The sequence below is a fragment of the Serratia sp. TSA_105.2 genome (assembly GCF_052692115.1).
Genome location: NZ_JBQZFT010000002.1, coordinates 404,643 through 424,221 on the forward strand (window position 1 = coordinate 404,643; position 19,579 = coordinate 424,221).

Sequence of the window (19,579 nt, forward strand, 5' to 3'; positions counted from 1 at the left end):
GTATAATGGTTAAATCGAACGATTTAATTAACTGGAGCGATTAAATGTACGCACTCAGCGCGAACGAGGCCAAAACCCAATTCGGCGATTTGCTGCTCAAGGCGCAGCGTGAGCCGGTGCAAATCAATCGCAACGGCAAACCGGTCGCCGTTGTCATGTCGGTAGAAGACTACCAGGCGCTGGAAGATCTCAAATTACGCGCGCTGCAGCAAAAAATCGCGCAGGCTACCGCCGAGGAAGACGCCGGTAAGGCAGTAGACGGCGATGCCTTCTTCAACCGTCTGTTCACCGACGAAACCGACTGATATGCCCGCGTTTCGCCTCACCCCGCAAGCCCAACAAGATCTGCTGGCTATTCGTCATTTCACCGTCGAGCACTGGGGAAAAGCGCAATCTCGCCGCTATCTTGAGCAGTTGAGAGAGGTCATGCATCATCTGGCGGACATGCCGGAAGCGGGTAAGGCCCACTTTCACGATTTGGGCGAAGAGATACACAGTTTTCCTTACGCCAGCCATAGGATCTACTACCGCAGTCGCCCTGCCGGTATCACCGTGCTTGCCATTCTGCATCAGGCGATGGTGCCCCACCGGCATCTGGAACAACGGCTGTAACTTTTCTTACTCAAAGGGGCACAGATGTTCACCGTCCGTCAGGCATTGCTGGAAGATTTAACGCAGGTGCGCGATATCGGCATCCGCACCTATCGCGCGCACTTCGGTGAGCTGTGGCGCTACCCGCACGAGCTGGAGGCCTTTCTGGCTGAGGATTTTTCCGTCTCCGCGCTGGAACGGACGCTGCGCGATCCCGACGTGTGCTGGCTGTTGGCCTATGAGGATGACGCCCTTGTCGGCTATGCGCGGCTCAACGTCGACAGCCTGCTGGCGCCAACGCAAACCCGCGGCGCAGAGCTGCAGAAAATCTATTTCCTGCCGGGCCATGCCGGCAACGGCTATGGCCAGCGCCTGTTCGAACAGGTGCAACAGCGGGCCATCGAGCGCCGGCAGAAGACGCTGTGGCTGGAGGTGCTGCAACGCAACACCGGCGCCCAACGCTTCTATCAGCGCCGGGGATTGAGCATTTGTGGCGAGACCTGCTACACCAGCGCCCAGGGCTCGATAGGCATCTGGTATATGAGCAAGGCGCTGTAACCGCGCCCCGCTCCGCCGTCGTCAGCGCGGCTCCCGCTGCAGCATCAGGTACAGCAAGGCAAACGCATTGGGCGCCAGGTAGATCAGCGCCCCCAGCTGCACCGCCAGCGGATCCTGCTTGGCCTGCCAGGCCATGAACCAGTCGCCGGCGACCACCATAAAACCGATACCCCACACCGCGATCGCGCAAAGCGCCCCCAGCATCGCCCAGGCTTTACCCTTGGCGAAGGCGGCGTAAGGGCCTTTCAATCGCCCGATCATCAGCACCACGCCTGCGGCCGCGAATAGGCCGGCCAGCGTTTCCAGCGTGGTGATGACAGCCAACCCCAACATGCAGGCCCAGTCGGCGCTGATCGCGCGCCACATCAGCCCCGGCGTTTGATAGGTATCCTGCATGGCGAGCAGCGGCCCCACCGCATTGCGCGCGGTGCCGGCGAAATCCGCCGTATTGTTCAACAGGCTGAACAGCCCCCACAGGGCCGGAAACAGGGACAGGACAATGCAACCGAGGCGTGACACAGTGATTTCGTTCATGGTTATCCTTAATGAATAAACGGGTGACTCCCGCCCTCATGACGGGACCGCTATTGAGATCCTGAGAGTTTGACGTGCACAATGTAAGAACTAATCTTACAATGACGCAGCATAGCCGAAAGTGAGGAGGAACAATGGGCAGAACATTAACGGTAGATCTGGGTGACGAGCTGCGTAGCTTCGTCGAAGACCTGGTGGCCAGCGGCGATTACCGCACGCCCAGTGAAGTCATCCGCGAATCGGTGCGCACCTTGCGCGAACGTACCGCCACCTCAAAGTTGGAAGAGCTTAGGCGCTTGATCGCCGAAGGAGAAAACAGCGGTGAGGCCGTCGAATGGGATCGTGATGTGTTCATGGAAAGAATACGGAGCAAAGCAAAAGGATGCGCAGAAAAGTAACCATTCGTCCAAAAGCGTTGGACGATATGGAAGAGATCTATTTTTACGGGTTGGCGCGCTTTGGCTTACAGGTGGCCGAAGATTATCTGCGCCGCCTGCATCAGGCTTTCGATAACCTTAGCCACCACCAACTCGGCAAAAACCTCGATGAAACCTGCCCCGGCCTATGGGTATTGCCCGTCGCCAACCACCTGATTTATTTTCGACAGCACAGGCGGGAGGTGAATATCATCAGAGTGCTGCATCATTCCCGCGATCCGCTCAGCCGATCCTTTTTCAGCTGATCCAACGTCAAATCGCCACCAGCCCGCGTACGCCGTCCTGTTCCATATTGCTGCCGGCGCCGCGCTGCACGATGCTGCCGCGCGACATCACCAGATAGCTGTCCGCCAGATCGGCGGCAAAGTCATAGAACTGTTCCACCAGCAGGATCGCCATATCGCCCTTCGCCGCCAGCTGCTTGATCACCGCGCCGATCTCCTTGATCACCGAAGGCTGGATCCCTTCCGTCGGCTCGTCGAGGATCAACAGCTGCGGCCGGCAGGCCAGCGCCCGGCCGATCGCCAGCTGCTGCTGCTGCCCGCCGGAGAGATCGCCGCCGCGCCGATCCTTCATTTGCCGCAGCACCGGAAACAAGTCATAGATCGGATCCGGCACCGTGCGTGCGGCGGCGCCGGAAAAGCGCGCCAGCCCCATCAGCAGATTTTCCTCCACCGTCAGGCGCGGGAAAATCTCCCGCCCCTGCGGCACATAGGCGATGCCCGCCTGCACCCGCTGATGCGGCTTTTTACCGGTGATGGTTTCGCCCTGCCAACGGACGCTGCCGCTGCGCGCCGGGACCAGCCCCATCAGGCATTTCAGCAGCGTGGTCTTGCCCACGCCATTGCGCCCCAGCAGGCAGGTCACCTCGCCGATGCGCGCCTCGAACGACATGCCGCGCAGAATGTGGCTGCCGCCGTAATACTGATTCAATTCCTCTACCTGCAGCATCGTTACGCCTCCTCAGCGCCCCAGATATACCTCAATCACCCGTTCATCGGCCTGCACCTGTGCCAGCGATCCTTCCGCCAGCACCTGCCCCTGGTGCAGCACCGTCACGCGATCGGCGATGGTTTCCACAAACCCCATATCGTGCTCCACCACCATCAGCGAATGCTTGCCTGCCAGCTCGCGGAACAGTTCGGCGGTGTAGTCGGTTTCGGCGTCGGTCATGCCGGCCGCCGGCTCGTCGAGCAGCAGCAGGTGCGGCTCCTGCACCAGCAGCATGCCGATCTCGAGAAACTGTTTCTGCCCGTGGGACAGTAACCCGGCGGGCCGGTGGCGCTCATGCCCCAGCCGCAGGGTCTTCAGCATCTCGTCGATGCGGTCGCGCTGCTCGCTGCTTAACCGAGCGCGCAAGCAGGCCCACACCGACTTGCGGGTTTTCTGCGCGATCTCCAGATTCTCGAATACCGTCAGCGCCTCGAACACCGTCGGTTTTTGAAACTTGCGGCCGATGCCGGCGTGGGCGATCTGCATCGGCGCCAGCCGGGTCAGATCGACGGTCTGATCGTAAAACACCCTGCCGCTGTCCGGCCGGGTCTTGCCGGTGATCACATCCATCAGCGTGGTCTTGCCGGCGCCGTTGGGGCCGATCACGCAGCGCAGTTCGCCGACGCCAATGCGCAGCGACAGATCGGTCAGCGCGCGAAAACCGTCGAAGCTGACGTTGACGTTGTCGAGCTGCAGCACCGGATCGGTTTGCTGCCGGTATTTATCCGCCGGCAGCGGGTGGGTAAACAGCTCGTCGGTCACTTGCATCGCTTTCATGAGGTTTTCCTCCGGCGCAGCAGGCCGATCACCCCTTTGGGCAGAAACAGCGTGACGACGATAAACATCAGGCCGAGGAAGAACTGCCAGTATTCGGGAATGGCCATGGTGAACCAGCTCTTGGCGCCGTTGACGATGCCGGCGCCGAGCAGCGGCCCCACCAGCGTGCCGCGCCCGCCGAGCGCCACCCAGATGGCGGCCTCGATCGAGTTGGTCGGCGACATTTCGCCGGGGTTGATGATGCCGACCTGCGGCACATAGAGTGCGCCGGCCAGCCCGCACAGCACCGCCGACAGCGTCCAGACGAACAGCTTGAACCCCTTCGGATCGTAGCCGCAGAAGGTCAGCCGGTTTTCCGCATCGCGCACTGCGGTCAGCACCCGGCCGAATTTGCTGCGCGCCAGCGCAAAGCCGATGGCCAGGCTGGCGGCCAGCAGCAGCACCGTCGCCAGAAACAGCGCCACCCGCGTACCGGCGGCGGTGATGGGAAAGCCGAGCAGCGTGGTGAAACCGGTAAAACCGTTATTGCCGCCGAAGCCGGTCTCGTTGCGAAAGAACAGCAGCATGCCGGCATAGGTCAGCGCCTGGGTCATGATCGAGAAATACACCCCTTTAATTTTCGAGCGGAAGGCGAAGTAGCCGAACAGGAAGGCCAGCAGGCCCGGCACCAGCACGATCAGGCACAGCGCCCAGGCGAAATGCTGGGTGCCGCTCCAGAACCACGGCAGCTCATTCCAGGAGAGGAACGCCATAAACGCCGGCAGCCCGTCGCCCGCCGCCTGCCGCATCAGGTACATGCCCATGGCGTAGCCGCCGAGCGCGAAGAACAGCCCGTGGCCGAGCGACAGCAGCCCGGCATAGCCCCATACCAGATCGAGCGCCACCGCCACCACCGCGTAGCACAGGATCTTGCCCGCCAGCGTCAGGGTATAGGTGGACACCGCCAGCGGATGATCCGCCGGTAACAGCGTCATGAACGGCATCACCAGCAGCGCCAGCAACGCCAGCGCGCCGATGCTCAACGCCAGCCGAGGCGCTTTCTGCACGCCGGTTACGGTCAATGGTTGGCTCATCAGTCAATCACCCTGCCCTTGAGGGCGAACAGCCCCTGCGGACGCTTTTGAATAAACAGAACGATCAGCACCAGGATCAGGATCTTGCCCAACACGGCGCCGATCTGCGGCTCGAGGATCTTGTTGACGATGCCGAGGCCGAAGGCCGCCGCCACCGTCCCCGCCAGTTGGCCGACGCCGCCGAGCACCACCACCAGGAACGAATCGATGATGTAGCCTTGCCCCAGCTCCGGCCCGACGTTGCCCAACTGCGACAGCGCCACCCCGCCGAGCCCGGCGATGCCGGATCCCAACCCGAAGGCCAGCATGTCCACCCGCCCGGTGGGCACGCCGCAGCAGGCCGCCATCGCGCGGTTTTGCGTCACCGCGCGCACGTTCATGCCGAGCCGGGTCTTGTTCAGCAGCAGCCAGGTCATCGCCAGCACCAAGAGCACGAACGCGATCACCGCGATGCGGTTCCACGGCAGCACCAGGTTCGGCAGCAGCTGCACGCCGCCCGACAGCCACGCCGGGTTGGCGACCTCCACGTTCTGCGCCCCGAACAGCACCCGCACCAGCTGGATCAACACCAGGCTGATGCCCCAGGTGGCCAGCAGGGTCTCCAGCGGCCGGCCGTACAGGTGGCGGATCACCGTGCGCTCAAGCAGCATGCCGATCCCGGCGGTGATGGCGAACGCCACCGGCAGCGCCGCCAGCGGGTAGAGCGCCAGCCAGTGCGGCGCAAACTGCTGAAACAGCCCCTGCACCAGGTAGGCGGAATAGGCACCGAGCATCAGCATTTCGCCGTGCGCCATATTGATGACGCCGAGCAGGCCGTAAGTGATCGCCAGCCCGAGCGCCGCCAGCAGCAGGATTGAACCGAGCGACAGGCCGCTGAACGCCTGGCCGAGCAGATCGCCGATCATCAGGCGATGCTGCACCTGCTGCAGGCTGCGTTGCGCCTCGGCGCGCACCGCGGCGTCCGGTTCATTGGCCACGTCGGTCAACGCTTGCAGCCGCGCGCGGGTGTCCGGCTCGCCCGATTCGCCCAACAGCCGCACCGCATTGAAACGCACCTGCGGATTGCCGTCGGCCAGCTGCAGGTTAGCCAGCGCCAGGCTCAGTACCTGATGCACCTGCGGGTCTGTTTCCCGCGCCAGCTGCCGGGCCAACAGCGGCAGCTGTTCGCCGTTCGCTTCGCGCTGCAGCGCGCTCGCCGCCTGCAGCCGCACCGCCGCGTCCGCGCTGACCAGCCGCTGCGCCGACAATGCGTTGGCGATCAGAATGCGCAGCCGGTTGTTCAGCCACACCTTCTTCGGTTCGCCAACCGGGGCCGCCTCGCCCTCGAGCGGCAGATAGCGATCGCCCTGGCGGATAAAGGCGCGCTTCGCCCCGTCGATCGCCACGGTTTCCTGCTGCAGCCCCTGCAGCAACGACAGGCGCGCGGCGTCCGGCTCGGCCGCCCACGCCTGCAGCAGTTTGGCCTGCTGCGCACGGTTGGCCGCCGCAAACTCATCGGCCGGCCCGGCCTGCGCCAGCAGGGGCCAGGCGCACAGCAGCCACAGCCCGACGCGCAGAGAGGATAAAAACGGAGATTGCATCAGCTGCCTCTTCTGTTGGGCCGGCGGGCGTTGGGCCGCGCCGGCGCTGAGTGACGTTACTTGCTGCCCTTCACCGGGTAATCCGGCTTCTTGTCGTTGCCGGCGATATACGGACTCCACGGCTGCGCGCGCACCGGCGCTTCGGTCTGCCACACCACATTGAACTGGCCGTTGCCCTCGATCTCGCCGATCATCACCGGCTTGTGCAGGTGGTGGTTGGTCTGGTCCATGGTCAGCGTGAAGCCCGACGGCGCGGCGAAGGTTTGCCCGGCCATCGCCGCGCGCACCTTATCGACGTCGGTGGTGCCGGCCTTTTCCACCGCCTGCGCCCACATGTGCAGGCCGACGTAGGTGGCCTCCATCGGATCGTTGGTGACCGCGGTGGCGTAATTCGGCAGGTTGTGCGCCTTGGCGTAGGCTTTCCACTGGCTGACAAACTGCTTGTTGGTCGGGTTATCCAGCGATTCGAAGTAGTTCCAGGCCGCCAGGTTGCCCACCAGCGGTTGGGTATCGATGCCGCGCAGCTCTTCCTCGCCGACCGAGAAGGCGATCACCGGCACGTCGGTGGCCTTGACGCCCTGGTTGGCCAGCTCTTTGTAGAACGGTACGTTGGAGTCGCCGTTGATGGTGGAGATCACCGCCGTGTTGCCGCCGGCGGCAAACTTCTTGATGTTGGCGACGATGGTCTGGTAATCGCTGTAACCGAACGGCGTGTAGACCTCTTCAATATCCTTGTCCTGCACGCCTTTGCTGTGCAGGAAGGCGCGCAGGATCTTGTTGGTGGTGCGCGGATAGACGTAATCGGTGCCCAGCAGGAAGAAGCGTTTGGCGCCGCCGCCGTCCTCGCTCAGCAGGTATTCCACCGCCGGGATCGCCTGCTGGTTCGGCGCCGCGCCGGTGTAGAACACGTTCGGCGACATCTCTTCGCCTTCGTATTGCACCGGGTAGAACAGCAGCCCATTCAGCTCCTCAAACACCGGCAACACCGATTTGCGCGACACCGAGGTCCAGCAGCCGAACACCGCCGCCACCTTATCCTGGCTCAGCAGCTGGCGCGCCTTCTCGGCGAACAGCGGCCAGTTGGAGGCCGGATCCACCACCACCGGCTCCAGCTTTTTACCGAGCACCCCGCCTTTGGCGTTGATCTCGTCGATGGTCATCAGCGCCACATCCTTCAGCGGCGTTTCGGAAATCGCCATGGTGCCGGAGAGCGAACTCAGAATGCCGACCTTGATGGTATCGGCGGCCTGCGCGCTCCAGGCCAGGCCCAGGCCGATCGCGGCGGCGGACAGCGCAAAAGCTTTGATAAAACGACGACGTTGCATAGTTCAAACTCCTGATGTGTGTGAAATCAAAATCATTGCGCCGAGCGCGCGGGCTGCTGGGCCCGCGCCTGATGCAACATGTGCAGCGTTATTTTTCGTACCTCTGCCTTGCTGACGGCAATATGCTCGCCGAGCAGCGCTTGCGCCGCCCCACTTTGCCGCTGCAGGATCGCCTGCAAAATGGCGGCGTGTTCGCGGTAGGTGGCGTCCACCCGCGCCTGCTGGGTGAAATCCAGCCGGCGAATGATGCGGATCTTTTCGGTCAGTTCGCGGTGAATGCGCGCCATCTCGCCGTTGCCCGCCGCGGCCACCAACGCCTGATGAAACTGCTCATCGTGCTGCGACACCGCCTGGCCGTCCGCCAGACGCGGCGCTTCGGTCCAAAAACGGTTCAGCGCCGCCAGCGCGGCCGGCGTTTCCCCGGCCGGCCATTCGCATAGCCGTTTCACCGCCTCTTGTTCCAGCACGATGCGCAGGTCGTACAGCTCTTCGAAATAGGCGAAGTCGAACGGCCGCACCTGCCAGCCGCTGCGAAACAGCACCTCGACATAGCCTTCGCGCTCGAGCCGAAACAGCGCCTGGCGCACCGGCGTGCGGCTGGCCGCCATGCGCTGCGCCACGTCGCTTTCGCTGAATCGATCGCCCGGCAGCAGGCGAAACTCGAAGATGTCGGCCTTGAGCTGCAGATAAATGCGCTCCGCCAGCCCCTCGGGCCGTGCCTTGTGCTCCCCGTTGGTGATTTGCATCATCGCCCCTCCGTTCAGACCGCTTTTTCCAGCCACAGCAGGGCGTCGCCCGGCCCGACCGGTCGCCCCTGCCGGCAACTGATGCGTTTGACGATCCCGGCGCGCGGCGCGGTGACCGCCAATTCCATCTTCATCGCCTCGACCACGATCAGCGGCTGCCCGGCCGCCACCGCCTGCCCCGGCTCCACCAGGATCTTCCACACGCTGCCGTTCAGATCGGCGCTGACCAGATCGCCGTCGATCGCGTCTTCTTCAACCGGCGGCAACAGCTGCGCCTCGGCCTCGTCGTCATCGCTGCGCCAGCGCGCCACTTCGGCGCTGAACGCCTGCTGCTGGCGATGCTGGAAGTCGGCGATCGCCTCGGCGTTATCGGCCAGGAAATCGGTGTAGGCGGCGAAGTCGAATTCGCTCTCTTCGATGCGCACCTGCATGCGCCCTTCGCGGAACGCTTCGCGCTGCTCGTCCAGTTCTTGCTCGCTGACCGGGTAGAAGCGCACCTGATCGAAGAAGCGCAGCAGCCAGGGCTCACCGGCGGTGAACTGCGGGTTTTTGAGGAATTTGTTCCAGATCGGCAGCGTGCGCCCCACCAGTTGGTAACCGCCCGGCGAGTCCATGCCGTAGATGCACATGTACATGCCGCCGATGCCGACCGTCCCTTCGGCGGTGTGGGTGCGCGCCGGGTTATATTTGGAGCTCAGCAAGCGATGGCGCGGATCGAGCGGCACCGCGCAGGGCGCGCCGAGGTAAACGTCTCCCAATCCGAGGATCAGGTAGCTGGCGTCGAACAGAATGTCGCGCACCTGCTCGCGTTGGCTCAGGCCGTTGATGCGCTGGATGAAATCGACGTTGTTCGGCAGCCAGGGCGCCGAAGCGCGCACCGTCTGCTGATAGCGATCCACCGCGCCCAGCGTGGCCGAATCCTCGAACGCCATCGGCAGCCAGACGGTGCGCGTCGGCACCTTCAGGCGGCTTACGTCCCCCAGCGCCCGTTCGCGCGCCAGCAGGCGCTGCAGCAGATCGGCCTGGCTTATCAGCCGGCTGTCGTAGCGGATCTGCAGCGAACGCACGCCCGGCGCCAGCTCCGCCACGCCCGGTATCGCCTCCTCTCGCAGCGACTGCATCAGCAGATGGATGCGCAGCCTCAGCGCCAGATCGAGCACGTTGTCGCCGTACTCCATCAGAATGTAACCGTCCCCCGCCTGGCGATACGCCACCGCCGGGCGCCCTTCCGCCGCCGGCAGTGCCGCCAGCACCGCGGCGGAAACGGTCTCCGCCGGGGCCAGATCCGGCGGCGGCAGGGTGATGGCCTTCACCGCCGCCAGCGCTTCGATGCTACCCAGCTGCGCCTGCTCCAGCGACTGCGCCTGGCGAAAGCCGATCGGATGAAACCGGATGCGGTCGCCCGGCTTCACCTGCCCCACTTTCCACAACTCGGCCTTGGCGATGGTCACCGGGCAGACGAAGCCGCCGAGGCTTGGCCCGTCGCGGGTCAGGATCACCGGGAAGTCGCCGGTGAAATTGATGGCACCGATCGCGTACTCGCAGTCGTGCACGTTGGAAGGATGCAAACCGGCTTCGCCGCCGTCCTCTCTCGCCCACTCGGGCTTCGGCCCCGACAGGCGCACGCCGAGGCGGTTGGAGTTGTAATGCACCTGCCAGTCGGTGGCGAAGAAGGCCTCTATTGATTCAGTGGTGAAAAAGTCCGGCGCGCCATGCGGCCCGTACAGCACGCCGATGTGCCACTGGTCGCCGTAGTGCGGGATCAGGCTGTCGTCCATCGCCTGCGGCGCGGCGATCGGCGCCGGCGTGGTGCTGGCGGCCAGCGCCGGTTGAGCGATCGCCAGCATGTCCGCCACGCGCAGGGTACGCCCGGCGTGGCCGCCAAACTGCCCGAGCGCAAAGGTGGAGCGGCTGCCGAGATACACCGGCACGTCGAAGCCGTTGCGTACCGCCAGATAGGTGCGGCAGCCGTGCGTGGCGCGCCCCAGCGTCAGCACCTGCCCGGCCCGCACCGCGATCGGCCGCCAGTAAGCGATCGCTTCGCCGTCCAAATCGGCCGGGCAGCTGGCACCCGTCAGCGCGATAGTGGCGTCGCAGTGAAAGCGCAGCGTCGGCCCCTGCAGGGTAAACTCGAGCCCGGCGGCCGCCGGGTGGTTGCCGACGATGCGGTTAGCCAGCCGGAACGCGAAGTCGTCCATCGGGCCGGACGGCGGCACGCCGATGTCCCAATAGCCGAGGCGGCCGGGATAATCCTGCACGCTGCTGTAGGTGCCGGGTTGCAGCACTTCGAGGCAGTGCGGTTGGAAACGCACCTCGTCCAGCAGGCGCGTCCAAACGTCGCCGCGCTGAAATTGCGGCGTGGCGATCACCTGCCGCAGATAGTCGAGGTTGGTGGCGATGCCGTGCAAACGGGTCGCCGCCAGCGCCACGCGCAGTTTTTCCAGCGCCTGCTCCCGATCCGCGCCGTGCACGATCAGCTTGGCGATCATCGGGTCGTAAAACGCCGAGACTTCGCTGCCGGTCGCTACCCAACCGTCGAGGCGCACGTCGTCAGGGAAATGCACCTCAGTCAGCACGCCGGGGCTGGGCTGGAAGTTTTTCAGCGGATCTTCGGCGTAGAGACGCACTTCGATCGCCACGCCCTGCGGCGCGCGTTGCAGCGCCGCCCAATCCAGCGCGTCGCCCGCCGCCACCTGCAGCATGCCTTCGATCAGATCCAGGCCGGTGACCATCTCGGTGATCGGGTGCTCGACCTGTAAGCGGGTGTTCACTTCCAGGAAGTAAAACTCGTCACGCGCGGCGTCGTAAATGAATTCCACGGTGCCGGCGCTGCGGTAATTCACCGATTCGCCCAGCGCCACCGCCGCCCGATGCAGCGCCTGGCGGGTCGACGCCGGCAGGTGTGGCGCCGGGGTTTCTTCCACCACCTTTTGGTTGCGGCGCTGCAGCGAGCAGTCGCGCTCGCCGAGCGCCACCACCCGCCCCTGGCCGTCGCCGAAAATCTGCACCTCGACGTGGCGCGCCCGATCGACGAAGCGTTCGATAAAGGCGCCGGCGTCGCGGAAGAACTGTTCTCCCAGCCGTTTGACGCTGTCGTAGGCGTCGCGCAGCGCCGCCTCGTCGTCACAGCGCGTCAGACCGATGCCGCCACCGCCGGCGGTGCTTTTCAGCATCACCGGGTAGCCGATGCGCGCGGCGGCGGTAACCGCCTGCTCGACGCTCTCCAGCAAGCCGGTGCCCGGCGTCATCGGCACTCCGGCCAACGCCGCCAGCTCGCGCGCCCGATGCTTGAGGCCAAACTCGCGGATCTGCGCCGCCGTCGGGCCGATAAAGGCGATGCCCGCCGCCTCGCAGGCGTCGGCAAACTCGGCGCTCTCGGACAAAAAGCCGTAGCCGGGGTAGATCCCCTGCGCGCCGGTGGCCGCCGCCGCCGCGAGGATTTTGTCAATGCACAGGTAGCTGTCGGCGGCCTTGTCGCCGCCGAGCGCCACTGCCCTGTCGGCCTCGGTAACGTGCGGCGCATTGCGGTCGGCGTCGGAATAGACCGCTACGCTGGTGACGCCCAGGCGTTTCAGGGTGCGAATGGCGCGGCAGGCGATCTCTCCGCGGTTAGCGATCAGTACGGTAGTAAACATGTTCATGCCCCCTTAACGCCGGCGAGATAGTCACGCCAGCCGCCAAACTCGGTAATATCCGTGGCGCCTTCCAGCGCCCAGGCTTCGCAGATAAACCCCTTAACCCGCCGGCCGTCCGCCAGCAGCAGCGTGCCGATGCCCAAGGGCGACGGGATTTCCGCCACAAACTCGCCGAAACGGGCCAGCGGGATGTCCCACAGCTCAAGACGGATCGCCGCTCCCTGCGCCGCGCGCGCCAGCCCCGGTTTCGGCGGCTCGGTATCGGCCAGCGCGTAGAGGCGGTAACAGGGTGCGGTGACGGTTTGCTCCACCCGCACCGCGTCGCGCTGCGTCAGCTGGACGTTGAGCGGCATACCGCTGAGGTGAGCGCCCACTACCGCCAGACGCACGTGTCCCGCTGACGGGGCCGGCGTGGGCTGCGGCGGCAATGCCCGGCCGGTAGCCCCGAGCGGTAAGGCGCTTTGCCGTTGCCAGCGCAGGCCAAACGCCGCCAGCGCCCGGTCATGCCAGGCGGGCGCAATCAGGGTGATGCCCGCCGGCAGCCCGTCTTCGCGCAGCGGCCCCGGCAGCGCCAGCGCGCTCAGATCGGCCAGGTTGGTGAAATTGGTGTAAGTGCCGAACTGCGAATTGAACAGCACCGGCTCCTGCGCCATCTCCGCCAGGGTGCGGATAGTGGGCGCAGTCGGCACCACCAGCGCGTCGAACGGCGCCAGCCGCTGAGCAATTTGCCGCGTCAGCTCGGCGCGCAGGTATTCCGCCTTGTAGGCGTCGCAGGCGCTGTAGCTCAGGCCGTTGCCGACGATGCCACGCACCACCGGGTCGATAGCCTGTGGGCTCGCTTCCAGCACCTGCTCAATCGCCACCGTACGCTCCGCCACCCAGGGGCCGTAATACAGCTGCTCCGCCAGGGTGCGAAACGGCGCGAAATCGAGGGGTTCCAGCGTGGCGCCGCCCGCCTGCAGCTGCGCCAGCGCGCGGTGAAACGCCCGCTCGGCCTGAACGTCACCGAAAAACTCCAGCTGGGCGGGGATGGCGAAACGCGGCGCGGCGGGAATATCCGCCGGCGCGGTATGCGGATCGGGGCGGGAATACGGATCTGCCGCGTCAAAGCCACTCGCCAGTTCCGCCACCTGCGCCGCATCGGCCACCGTCAGCGCGAAGACCGACACCGTATCGTTCAACCGGCAGGCCGGCACCACGCCGCGGTTGGACAACCGCCCTTTGGTCGGCTTCAGCCCGACGATGTTGTTGAACCCGGCGGGCACGCGCCCCGAACCGGCGGTGTCGGTGCCCAGCGCGAACGGCACCAGGCCGCGCGCCACCACTGAGGCGGAGCCGGAGCTGGAACCGCCGCTGACGTAGCGGCTGTCGAAGCTGTTGACCACCGCGCCATAAGGTGAGCGGGTGCCCACCAACCCGGTAGCGAACTGGTCGAGGTTGGTTTTACCGAGGGCGATCGCCCCGGCGGCGCGCAGGTTCGCGACCACGGTGGCGTCCGCCGCGGCCTGATAGGTGAACGCCGGGCAGGCGGCGCTGGTCGGCCAGCCACCGACGTCGATATTGTCTTTGATGGCGAAGGGCACGCCGAACAGCGGCAGGCGGCTGAGATCGCCGTCGACCGCCGCCAGCAACTGCGCGAGCTGCCGATACTGCTGCTCGCGCTGCGCCGGCGTGGCGAGATACAGCCAGGCGTTATCGTCCGGGTTCAGCCCGGCGATCAGGGTTTCGATCGTCGCGCTGACGCAGGCGAGGCGCTCACCCGCCGGACGGGTTTGATAATGGTGCTGCCATTCACTGAGGGTAAAACCGCACGTTTCAACAGGGTCGCTCATCGGCTGAATTCCATCTGGTACACAAGATGGGATTCAACAGAGCAACCGGCGTGCCAATTTTTAATCTCATGATTTCAATAAATTATAATTAAAACTTATGACGGCAAGGGTGAACGGCCTGCACCAGCGGCGCGCAGCGGGAGAACAAAAAGAGTGCAATAAGGAGATGATACAGAGGAAAATCGGGGCGACGATACTCGCCGCCCCGGGAGGCCGATGGGGATCAATCCTTGATGCGTTTCAAACCGACCGGCGTAATGCAGTAGGTCTGTTGCTTGCCCTTCTCCGCCAGCCGCACGTGCTGCATCTCGTTGACGACCGCCAGACGGTTGTCCGGCTCTTCATGCCGCAGATGGATCACCTCACCGCCGTAGCCTGACAGCGGCAGCACCCAGCTTTTAGCCTGTTGATTTTGGCTGCCGATGACGTCGTAGCTGAGCAAGGTATTACCGTCCGCATCCGTCACGCTAAGGAAAGCGTAGCTGTCGGCAAAGTAGTGGTGAGCAATCCCCGCCGCCAGCGTCACGGTCACGGTTTTCTTCACCAGATCGACGGCGCAGGTCAGAAACTGGCGATCGCCAATCCCTTTGCCGGCCACGGTAAACGCATTGCCGACGTCAGCGCCCGGCGGCGTATTGTCGGCCGGCAGGCAATCCCGATAGGTCGCCAACAGCGGCTCGCGCTGCGGCTCGGCAAAGGCGCCGATCGCCAGATAAATATCGTCCTTGAACGACGACGATGGCGCGTAGTAGGCCGGCAGCAGCCGGCGCAAACGCTGCGCCGCCTGTTCCAGGCGCGTCAGCAGCGCCTGCTCGGGATCGCCGGGCAACGCCGGGTTTTTCAGCCCGCTGGTTTCGATACGCAGCACGTTGGTTTTGTTTTTGTTATCGATGACGCCGGCCGCCGCCGGATTCAAACGCACCCGGCTCGGCTCCACATGATAAATCTCGATGTCATCACCCTCAGCAAACGGCAGCTCGTCGTGACTTAACGTAGCCTGAGTGCCCTGAACCTCTTTGCTGAAGCGCACCGCACCCTGCCGATCGCGCAGCGTCACCCGGGCATAGGTTTCACCCGGGAAGTAGGCGTGCGGCGTGGTGCTGGTCACGTCAACCACCACCGCCCCTTTGGCGCGATCGACGACCACGGTGGCGAAGACCGCATCGCTCAGGCCCAACAGATTGATCTCCTGCGACACGATCGGCGAAGCGGCTTTGCGCTCGAAGCGAAGCGTCACCGCGCTTTTCCCCTGTTTCACCGTCAGGTAACCCGCCGTCGGCCGGTATTTGCGATCTTTACCGGTCGGCAACCGCAGAGTGTACACGCCGATCGGCAACGCATTCAGGGCCAGGGTCGGCGCGTCGATACGGACCTTGTGGGCATAGCGCGCCCCTTCCATCAGCACAAGCTCCTCACCGTAGATCTGCGCAAAGTCATCGATATCCAGACTCAGGGTGACATCGCCTTTCAGGCCGCTCGCCTTGAGCTGAGAGGAATCGACCAGGCGCAGGGAGGAATCCAGCTTCAGCTGTGCCTGCACCGCCGGCAAACTCTGCGCATCCACCAGTTGATACAGCGGGTACACCGCCTTGGCGTGGCTGAACGCGTTGAGATCGCGCTGCGTTTGGGTGATCACGCCGCCGGTCAGCTCGACAAACGGCGTCACGTCGATTTGCTCGCCGGCCGCGGCGAAGCTTGCCGACAGCAGGTCCAGCAAGGTATGTTCGGACGGCACGAAGCCCGGCGTATTGCAGCTTTGGCGATATTGCTGGTTAAAGTGCGTGAAGGCGTTCTTGCCTGCCTTGTCGACCATCAGCATCGCGAAGAACAGCTTGGAGCGCAGATCCCATTGGTTGAGCGGCGTGCCCTGAGCGATCAGATCGACGATTTTCTTCTCGACGCCGGCCGCGTTGCCGTAGTTATACAGCCACCCTTCCTGGTATTTGCGCTCTCCCAGCATCACGTCCTGATAGCAAGCGGCGTAAATATTGTTCCACATCTCACCGGTGGAGAAATATTTGTCGCCCATAAAGTGCCCCTGATAGCCGTGCGCGATCTCATGCAGGCTGCCCCAGTTGCTGTCTTTCGGCGTCAGCCAGAAGCTGCTGACCGAGTCGCTGGTTTCCGCCGTCCAGCGGCCGCCGTAATACGCGGCGCCGGCGCCGTGTTTATCGGCCTTCATAAAGTAGCGGTTGCGAATATTGCGATCGGATTCGTGTTCAGCCTCGAACGAGACGCCGGTCAGCGCATTGTAGAAGGTGAAAATGCGGTCATAGTAGGCGATCAGCCCGTCGATGTTTTTCGCTTCGCCCAGCGACTTCAGCGCCGGTTTACTGATTTTCGGCACCAGCAACACCGCGTATTCCGCATCGACCAGCGCAAACTCGGCGTCCCGATCGTCCCAACGGGCGAAGAATGCGGCTTCGTTTTCGCCGCGGCGATAAACCGGCAGCGCTTTCGCCGTGTCCGGATACTCGAACTCCAGCGCCGGTTCGCCCTGCCCGTACGGCGTATCGATGAACGGCACCGAGACGGCATTGACCTGGGCCTCGACCCAGCTCGCGCCGACGCTGAATTCAGCCTCCGTTTTGCTGTCGTCATTCAGCAAGCGCAGCGTGAGCTTGCCGGTAAACGCCGCGTTGGTCTGCCGCACTCGCAGCACCTGCCCAGCGGCGAGAATGATGCCCAGGTGCTGGCGATCGTGATCGATACCTTTGCTCATGCCTGCCGCATCCAGCCAGACCGGCCGGGTCAACGTGTAAAGTGATTGGGTTTTCGTGATGGTTGGCATCCTGCTTTCCTCATGGTTGGGGTGATTGAATTGACCATGAGAAAGTAACCGGAGGGGCGGCCCGCCCACCATCGATGGTGGATGGCTGAGGGCCTGTACAACAACGGCGGGCGGGAGAGCGGCAATAAAAAAGGCGCAACCTTGCGATTGCGCCTGAGGCTCGGTGAACGCTGCGTATTACTCGCCGCGAACGCGCTGCGCCAACCCTTTGAGGAAGTAGCGCAGCATCTGATCGCCGCATGGGCGGTAGTTCTTGGTGCCTTCTTTGCGGAACAGCGCGCTCAGCTCCGGCTTGGAGATACGGAAGTCCACCGCGGTGAAGATCTGGTGCATGTCGGTGTCTTTCAGCTCAAACGCCACGCGCAGCTTTTTCAGCACCAGGTTATTGGTGATCGGCAGCTCAACCGCCGGCGCCGGGAACTTGTCGTCCTTGCCGCGCTTGAAGAACACCAGGCCGTTGAGGAAGTGCGCCATCACTTCGTCCGGGCACTTCTCGTAGCCCGGCTCGCCTTCTTTGATCACGTAAGCGTCCATCGCCGACACCGCCACCTCGAAATCGTCCAGTTTGATAATCTCGACCATTTTGGCGTTGTTAATGCTCAGCATATAGCGCACGCTGCGCAGCACGTCGTTGTTCATCATGGGATTGCATTGCCTTTACTTGTCTAACGGGGACGTGCGCATTGTAAAAAATGCCCCATACCCAAAATAATTGGAGTTGCATCGCGGCGGCAAATTTGTAAGCCCCCGGAGCATAGTTAACTATGTGACCGGGGCGCGCAAATGCAGCCAACAAAGAGGCAGCTCGAAGTACGACGGGTATGGCCGCACACCTTGAATGTGCGGCAGTATAGGGATCGGCAAGGGGTTTCTCAATCGATTTGGCTTTTTTGCTGATACAGCGGGATGTCTTCGCCGATGATGTACTTGTTGCGCAGCATCGACGAGACCTTATCCATGATCATCACCACCACCACCAGGATCAGGGTGATGAACATCACCACGTCCCAGTTCCACAGCCGCATGTTTTCCGCGTACACCAGGCCGATGCCGCCGGCGCCGACGAAGCCCAGCACCGCCGCAGAGCGGGTGTTGGACTCGATCTGGTACAGGCTGAGCGCCAGGAAGGTGGGGAACGATTGGGTGAAAATGCCGTAGCGGTGCTTCTGCAACCCGTTGGCGCCCACCGCCGTCAGGCCGCGGCTGGGGGATTTGTCCACCGCCTCGTGCCCTTCGGCGTACAGTTTGCCCAGCAGCCCGACGTCCTGCATCACGATCGCCAACACCCCGGCCAGCGGCCCCATGCCGACGGCGCGCACGAAGATCAGCCCCCAGATCGCCATGTCGATACCGCGCAGCACGTCCAGCAAGCGGCGCACCAGCACGGAGATCGGCCGCAGCAGCGGCGTCGACATCACGTTGCGCGCGGCGAAGAACGACAGCGGCAGCGCGATCAGCGACGCGGTGATGGTGCCGGCGAACACGATGGCGATGGTGATGCCGATCTGCTGGAAGTAGTACATGAACGGCCAGTTGACGAAGTCGTGCCAGACGAACATGCGCAGGAAATAGCGCCCCAGCTGCTGACAGCCGTTGATAAACTGCGGCCAGGTAATGCCGAAGACCAGGAAGAAGAACACGTAGTACAGCACGATCGCCAGCGCGATCAGGCCGACGGTGCGCAGGTAGCGCCCCTGCTGCGCGAAGATCGCCGGATGCTGTTGTTTCAACTGGCGCAGCGTTTCCGCCGACGCCGGAGTGCCCGCTATCATTTTGCCCCCTCCACCACGCGCTTGCGCAGCTCGCCCGACACGTAGTCGAGCACGGAAACCACCACGATGATCAACAGCAGCGTCATGCTGACCTGATCGTAGCGGTCGAGTTTAATGTTGGTCATCAGCTCCTGGCCGATGCCGCCCGCGCCCACCAGCCCCAAAATGGTCGACTGACGGAAGTTGATCTCCAGCCGCATGAAGCTGTAGGAGAGAAACACCGGCTTCACCTGCGGCCACAGGCCGAAGCGCATGCGCTGCAGCGGCGTGGCGCCGCAGGCCGCCAGCCCGCGCACCGGTTTGTTGGAGGCGGTTTCTATCGATTCGTAGAACAGCTTGGTCAGGCTGCCGATGGTGTGCAGCGCCAGCGCCAGGAAGCCGGGAATGGCGCCGATGCCGAACGCCATCACGAACATCACCGCCCACGCCAGCTCCGGCATGGTGCGCAAAAACGCCACCAGCGTGCGGATCGCCAGCCGCACCGAGGCCGGGGTATAGGTGTTGCCGGCCGCCAGAAACGCCAGCACGGTCGCCACCAGCACAGAGAAAATGGTCGCCGCCAGCGCCAACTGCAGGGTCTCCCAGATCAGCGGCAGCTGGATATTCAGGCGGTAACCCCAGTAGGCCAGCGAGCCCTCGGTGCGCCCGTCGGCGAACAGTAAATGCCAATGCAGCGTCGGAATGGTTTCGGCCAGGTAGTCGAAGAAGTGCGGAATAGACACCCAGACGGTGTGCAGGTTGAACTCGGCGAGGTTGCCGGCGCCCAGGTACAGCACCACCAGCCCGAGCGACCACAGCAGCGCTTCGCGCTTTTGCTTGCTGCGGATCCGTTGATAATAGTGTGCGAAATCGGTATTCAAAAGAGGTCTTCCATCTTTATGGAACAAGGGGTTCAGCACGCTGAACCCCTTCATTCGGACGGCCGAGGCAGCCGG

Annotated in this window: 18 protein-coding genes; 5 read left to right on the forward strand and 13 right to left on the reverse strand. The window is 63.7% G+C overall.

All coding sequences use genetic code 11. From position 1 onward, the window contains the following. Positions 1–44 precede the first annotated feature (44 nt). Genes ACUTSC_RS08255 through ACUTSC_RS08265 form a run of 3 tightly spaced genes read left to right on the forward strand, consistent with a single transcriptional unit; the run spans position 45 to position 1,149 of the window. The gene (locus ACUTSC_RS08255; protein ID WP_197766638.1) at positions 45–305 is read left to right on the forward strand and encodes a type II toxin-antitoxin system prevent-host-death family antitoxin; all 261 of its coding nucleotides are present in this window, start codon (positions 45–47) and stop codon (positions 303–305) included. A 1-nt stretch (position 306) separates the two neighbouring features. Then, the gene (locus ACUTSC_RS08260) at positions 307–612 is read left to right on the forward strand and encodes a type II toxin-antitoxin system RelE/ParE family toxin (RefSeq protein ID WP_443003028.1); all 306 of its coding nucleotides are present in this window, start codon (positions 307–309) and stop codon (positions 610–612) included. Positions 613–636: 24 nt separating this feature from the next. Next, entirely contained in the window at positions 637–1,149 is a 513-nt protein-coding gene (locus tag ACUTSC_RS08265) for a GNAT family N-acetyltransferase (protein ID WP_197773097.1), read from the forward strand. A gap of 21 nt (positions 1,150–1,170) precedes the next feature. Here ACUTSC_RS08265 and ACUTSC_RS08270 read toward each other — a convergent pair whose 3' ends face one another. Next, on the reverse strand, positions 1,171–1,683 hold the full coding sequence (locus ACUTSC_RS08270; protein WP_197773096.1) for a DUF2165 family protein: 513 nt from the start codon (positions 1,681–1,683) through the stop codon (positions 1,171–1,173). A 134-nt stretch (positions 1,684–1,817) separates the two neighbouring features. Between ACUTSC_RS08270 and ACUTSC_RS08275 the strand changes: the two genes are divergently transcribed. Next, the gene (locus ACUTSC_RS08275) at positions 1,818–2,081 is read left to right on the forward strand and encodes a type II toxin-antitoxin system ParD family antitoxin (protein WP_123894195.1); all 264 of its coding nucleotides are present in this window, start codon (positions 1,818–1,820) and stop codon (positions 2,079–2,081) included. Beyond that, positions 2,066–2,365 carry a type II toxin-antitoxin system RelE/ParE family toxin gene (locus ACUTSC_RS08280; protein ID WP_443003025.1) on the forward strand — a complete coding sequence of 100 codons (300 nt, stop codon included), beginning with the start codon at positions 2,066–2,068 and terminating at the stop codon, positions 2,363–2,365. Before ACUTSC_RS08275 ends, ACUTSC_RS08280 begins: the two co-directional genes overlap by 16 nt. Positions 2,366–2,372: 7 nt before the next feature. On the opposite strand, the gene urtE is transcribed toward ACUTSC_RS08280, so the two are convergent. The 12 genes from urtE to phnE (ACUTSC_RS08340) all read right to left on the reverse strand — a co-directional run bounded on the left by urtE (position 2,373) and on the right by phnE (ACUTSC_RS08340) (position 19,504). Further along, positions 2,373–3,071, reverse strand: a complete 699-nt coding sequence (urtE, locus tag ACUTSC_RS08285) for an urea ABC transporter ATP-binding subunit UrtE (RefSeq protein ID WP_445653263.1) — start codon at positions 3,069–3,071, stop codon at positions 2,373–2,375. A 12-nt stretch (positions 3,072–3,083) separates the two neighbouring features. Then, positions 3,084–3,890, reverse strand: a complete 807-nt coding sequence (gene urtD / locus ACUTSC_RS08290) for an urea ABC transporter ATP-binding protein UrtD (protein WP_015377102.1) — start codon at positions 3,888–3,890, stop codon at positions 3,084–3,086. Next, positions 3,887–4,963 (reverse strand): urea ABC transporter permease subunit UrtC, encoded by a 1,077-nt coding sequence (urtC, locus tag ACUTSC_RS08295; protein WP_149572084.1) that lies wholly within the window; start codon positions 4,961–4,963, stop codon positions 3,887–3,889. Before urtC ends, urtD begins: the two co-directional genes overlap by 4 nt. Next, the gene (urtB, locus tag ACUTSC_RS08300; RefSeq protein WP_197766643.1) at positions 4,963–6,543 is read right to left on the reverse strand and encodes an urea ABC transporter permease subunit UrtB; all 1,581 of its coding nucleotides are present in this window, start codon (positions 6,541–6,543) and stop codon (positions 4,963–4,965) included. The genes urtC and urtB overlap by 1 nt, the downstream gene beginning before the upstream one ends. Positions 6,544–6,599: 56 nt before the next feature. Further along, the gene (urtA, locus tag ACUTSC_RS08305) at positions 6,600–7,868 is read right to left on the reverse strand and encodes an urea ABC transporter substrate-binding protein (protein ID WP_197773094.1); all 1,269 of its coding nucleotides are present in this window, start codon (positions 7,866–7,868) and stop codon (positions 6,600–6,602) included. A gap of 32 nt (positions 7,869–7,900) precedes the next feature. Beyond that, the gene (locus tag ACUTSC_RS08310) at positions 7,901–8,614 is read right to left on the reverse strand and encodes an FCD domain-containing protein (RefSeq protein ID WP_197773173.1); all 714 of its coding nucleotides are present in this window, start codon (positions 8,612–8,614) and stop codon (positions 7,901–7,903) included. Between the two features lie 14 nt (positions 8,615–8,628). Further along, positions 8,629–12,249 (reverse strand): urea carboxylase, encoded by a 3,621-nt coding sequence (gene uca, locus ACUTSC_RS08315; RefSeq protein WP_443003022.1) that lies wholly within the window; start codon positions 12,247–12,249, stop codon positions 8,629–8,631. Between the two features lie 2 nt (positions 12,250–12,251). After that, entirely contained in the window at positions 12,252–14,081 is a 1,830-nt protein-coding gene (gene atzF, locus ACUTSC_RS08320; RefSeq protein ID WP_197773093.1) for an allophanate hydrolase, read from the reverse strand. Between the two features lie 223 nt (positions 14,082–14,304). Beyond that, complete coding sequence (locus ACUTSC_RS08325) at positions 14,305–16,872, reverse strand: putative mucin/carbohydrate-binding domain-containing protein (RefSeq protein ID WP_445653264.1); 2,568 nt, start codon at positions 16,870–16,872, stop codon at positions 14,305–14,307. Between the two features lie 177 nt (positions 16,873–17,049). Beyond that, positions 17,050–17,514, reverse strand: coding sequence for a YehS family protein (locus tag ACUTSC_RS08330; protein WP_004939471.1), 465 nt, complete (start codon positions 17,512–17,514; stop codon positions 17,050–17,052). Between the two features lie 230 nt (positions 17,515–17,744). Continuing rightward, positions 17,745–18,644 carry a phosphonate ABC transporter, permease protein PhnE gene (phnE, locus tag ACUTSC_RS08335; protein ID WP_033637591.1) on the reverse strand — a complete coding sequence of 300 codons (900 nt, stop codon included), beginning with the start codon at positions 18,642–18,644 and terminating at the stop codon, positions 17,745–17,747. Then, positions 18,641–19,504: a phosphonate ABC transporter, permease protein PhnE gene (gene phnE / locus ACUTSC_RS08340; RefSeq protein WP_019454695.1), complete on the reverse strand. Its 864-nt coding sequence runs from the start codon at positions 19,502–19,504 to the stop codon at positions 18,641–18,643. The genes phnE (ACUTSC_RS08335) and phnE (ACUTSC_RS08340) overlap by 4 nt, the downstream gene beginning before the upstream one ends. Between the last annotated feature and the right edge of the window lie 75 nt (positions 19,505–19,579).

Coding starts and splice junctions, on each gene's coding strand:
- urtA (WP_197773094.1), bottom strand. CDS start 7,868: ATGCAACGTCGTCGTTTTATCAAAGCTTTTGCGCTGTCCGCCGCCGCG.
- urtB (WP_197766643.1), bottom strand. CDS start 6,543: ATGCAATCTCCGTTTTTATCCTCTCTGCGCGTCGGGCTGTGGCTGCTG.
- urtD (WP_015377102.1), bottom strand. CDS start 3,890: ATGAAAGCGATGCAAGTGACCGACGAGCTGTTTACCCACCCGCTGCCG.
- ACUTSC_RS08255 (WP_197766638.1), top strand. CDS start 45: ATGTACGCACTCAGCGCGAACGAGGCCAAAACCCAATTCGGCGATTTG.
- urtC (WP_149572084.1), bottom strand. CDS start 4,963: ATGAGCCAACCATTGACCGTAACCGGCGTGCAGAAAGCGCCTCGGCTG.
- ACUTSC_RS08275 (WP_123894195.1), top strand. CDS start 1,818: ATGGGCAGAACATTAACGGTAGATCTGGGTGACGAGCTGCGTAGCTTC.
- ACUTSC_RS08330 (WP_004939471.1), bottom strand. CDS start 17,514: ATGATGAACAACGACGTGCTGCGCAGCGTGCGCTATATGCTGAGCATT.
- ACUTSC_RS08270 (WP_197773096.1), bottom strand. CDS start 1,683: ATGAACGAAATCACTGTGTCACGCCTCGGTTGCATTGTCCTGTCCCTG.
- atzF (WP_197773093.1), bottom strand. CDS start 14,081: ATGAGCGACCCTGTTGAAACGTGCGGTTTTACCCTCAGTGAATGGCAG.
- urtE (WP_445653263.1), bottom strand. CDS start 3,071: ATGCTGCAGGTAGAGGAATTGAATCAGTATTACGGCGGCAGCCACATT.
- ACUTSC_RS08280 (WP_443003025.1), top strand. CDS start 2,066: ATGCGCAGAAAAGTAACCATTCGTCCAAAAGCGTTGGACGATATGGAA.
- ACUTSC_RS08265 (WP_197773097.1), top strand. CDS start 637: ATGTTCACCGTCCGTCAGGCATTGCTGGAAGATTTAACGCAGGTGCGC.
- phnE (WP_033637591.1), bottom strand. CDS start 18,644: ATGATAGCGGGCACTCCGGCGTCGGCGGAAACGCTGCGCCAGTTGAAA.
- uca (WP_443003022.1), bottom strand. CDS start 12,249: ATGTTTACTACCGTACTGATCGCTAACCGCGGAGAGATCGCCTGCCGC.
- ACUTSC_RS08325 (WP_445653264.1), bottom strand. CDS start 16,872: ATGCCAACCATCACGAAAACCCAATCACTTTACACGTTGACCCGGCCG.
- ACUTSC_RS08310 (WP_197773173.1), bottom strand. CDS start 8,614: ATGCAAATCACCAACGGGGAGCACAAGGCACGGCCCGAGGGGCTGGCG.
- ACUTSC_RS08260 (WP_443003028.1), top strand. CDS start 307: ATGCCCGCGTTTCGCCTCACCCCGCAAGCCCAACAAGATCTGCTGGCT.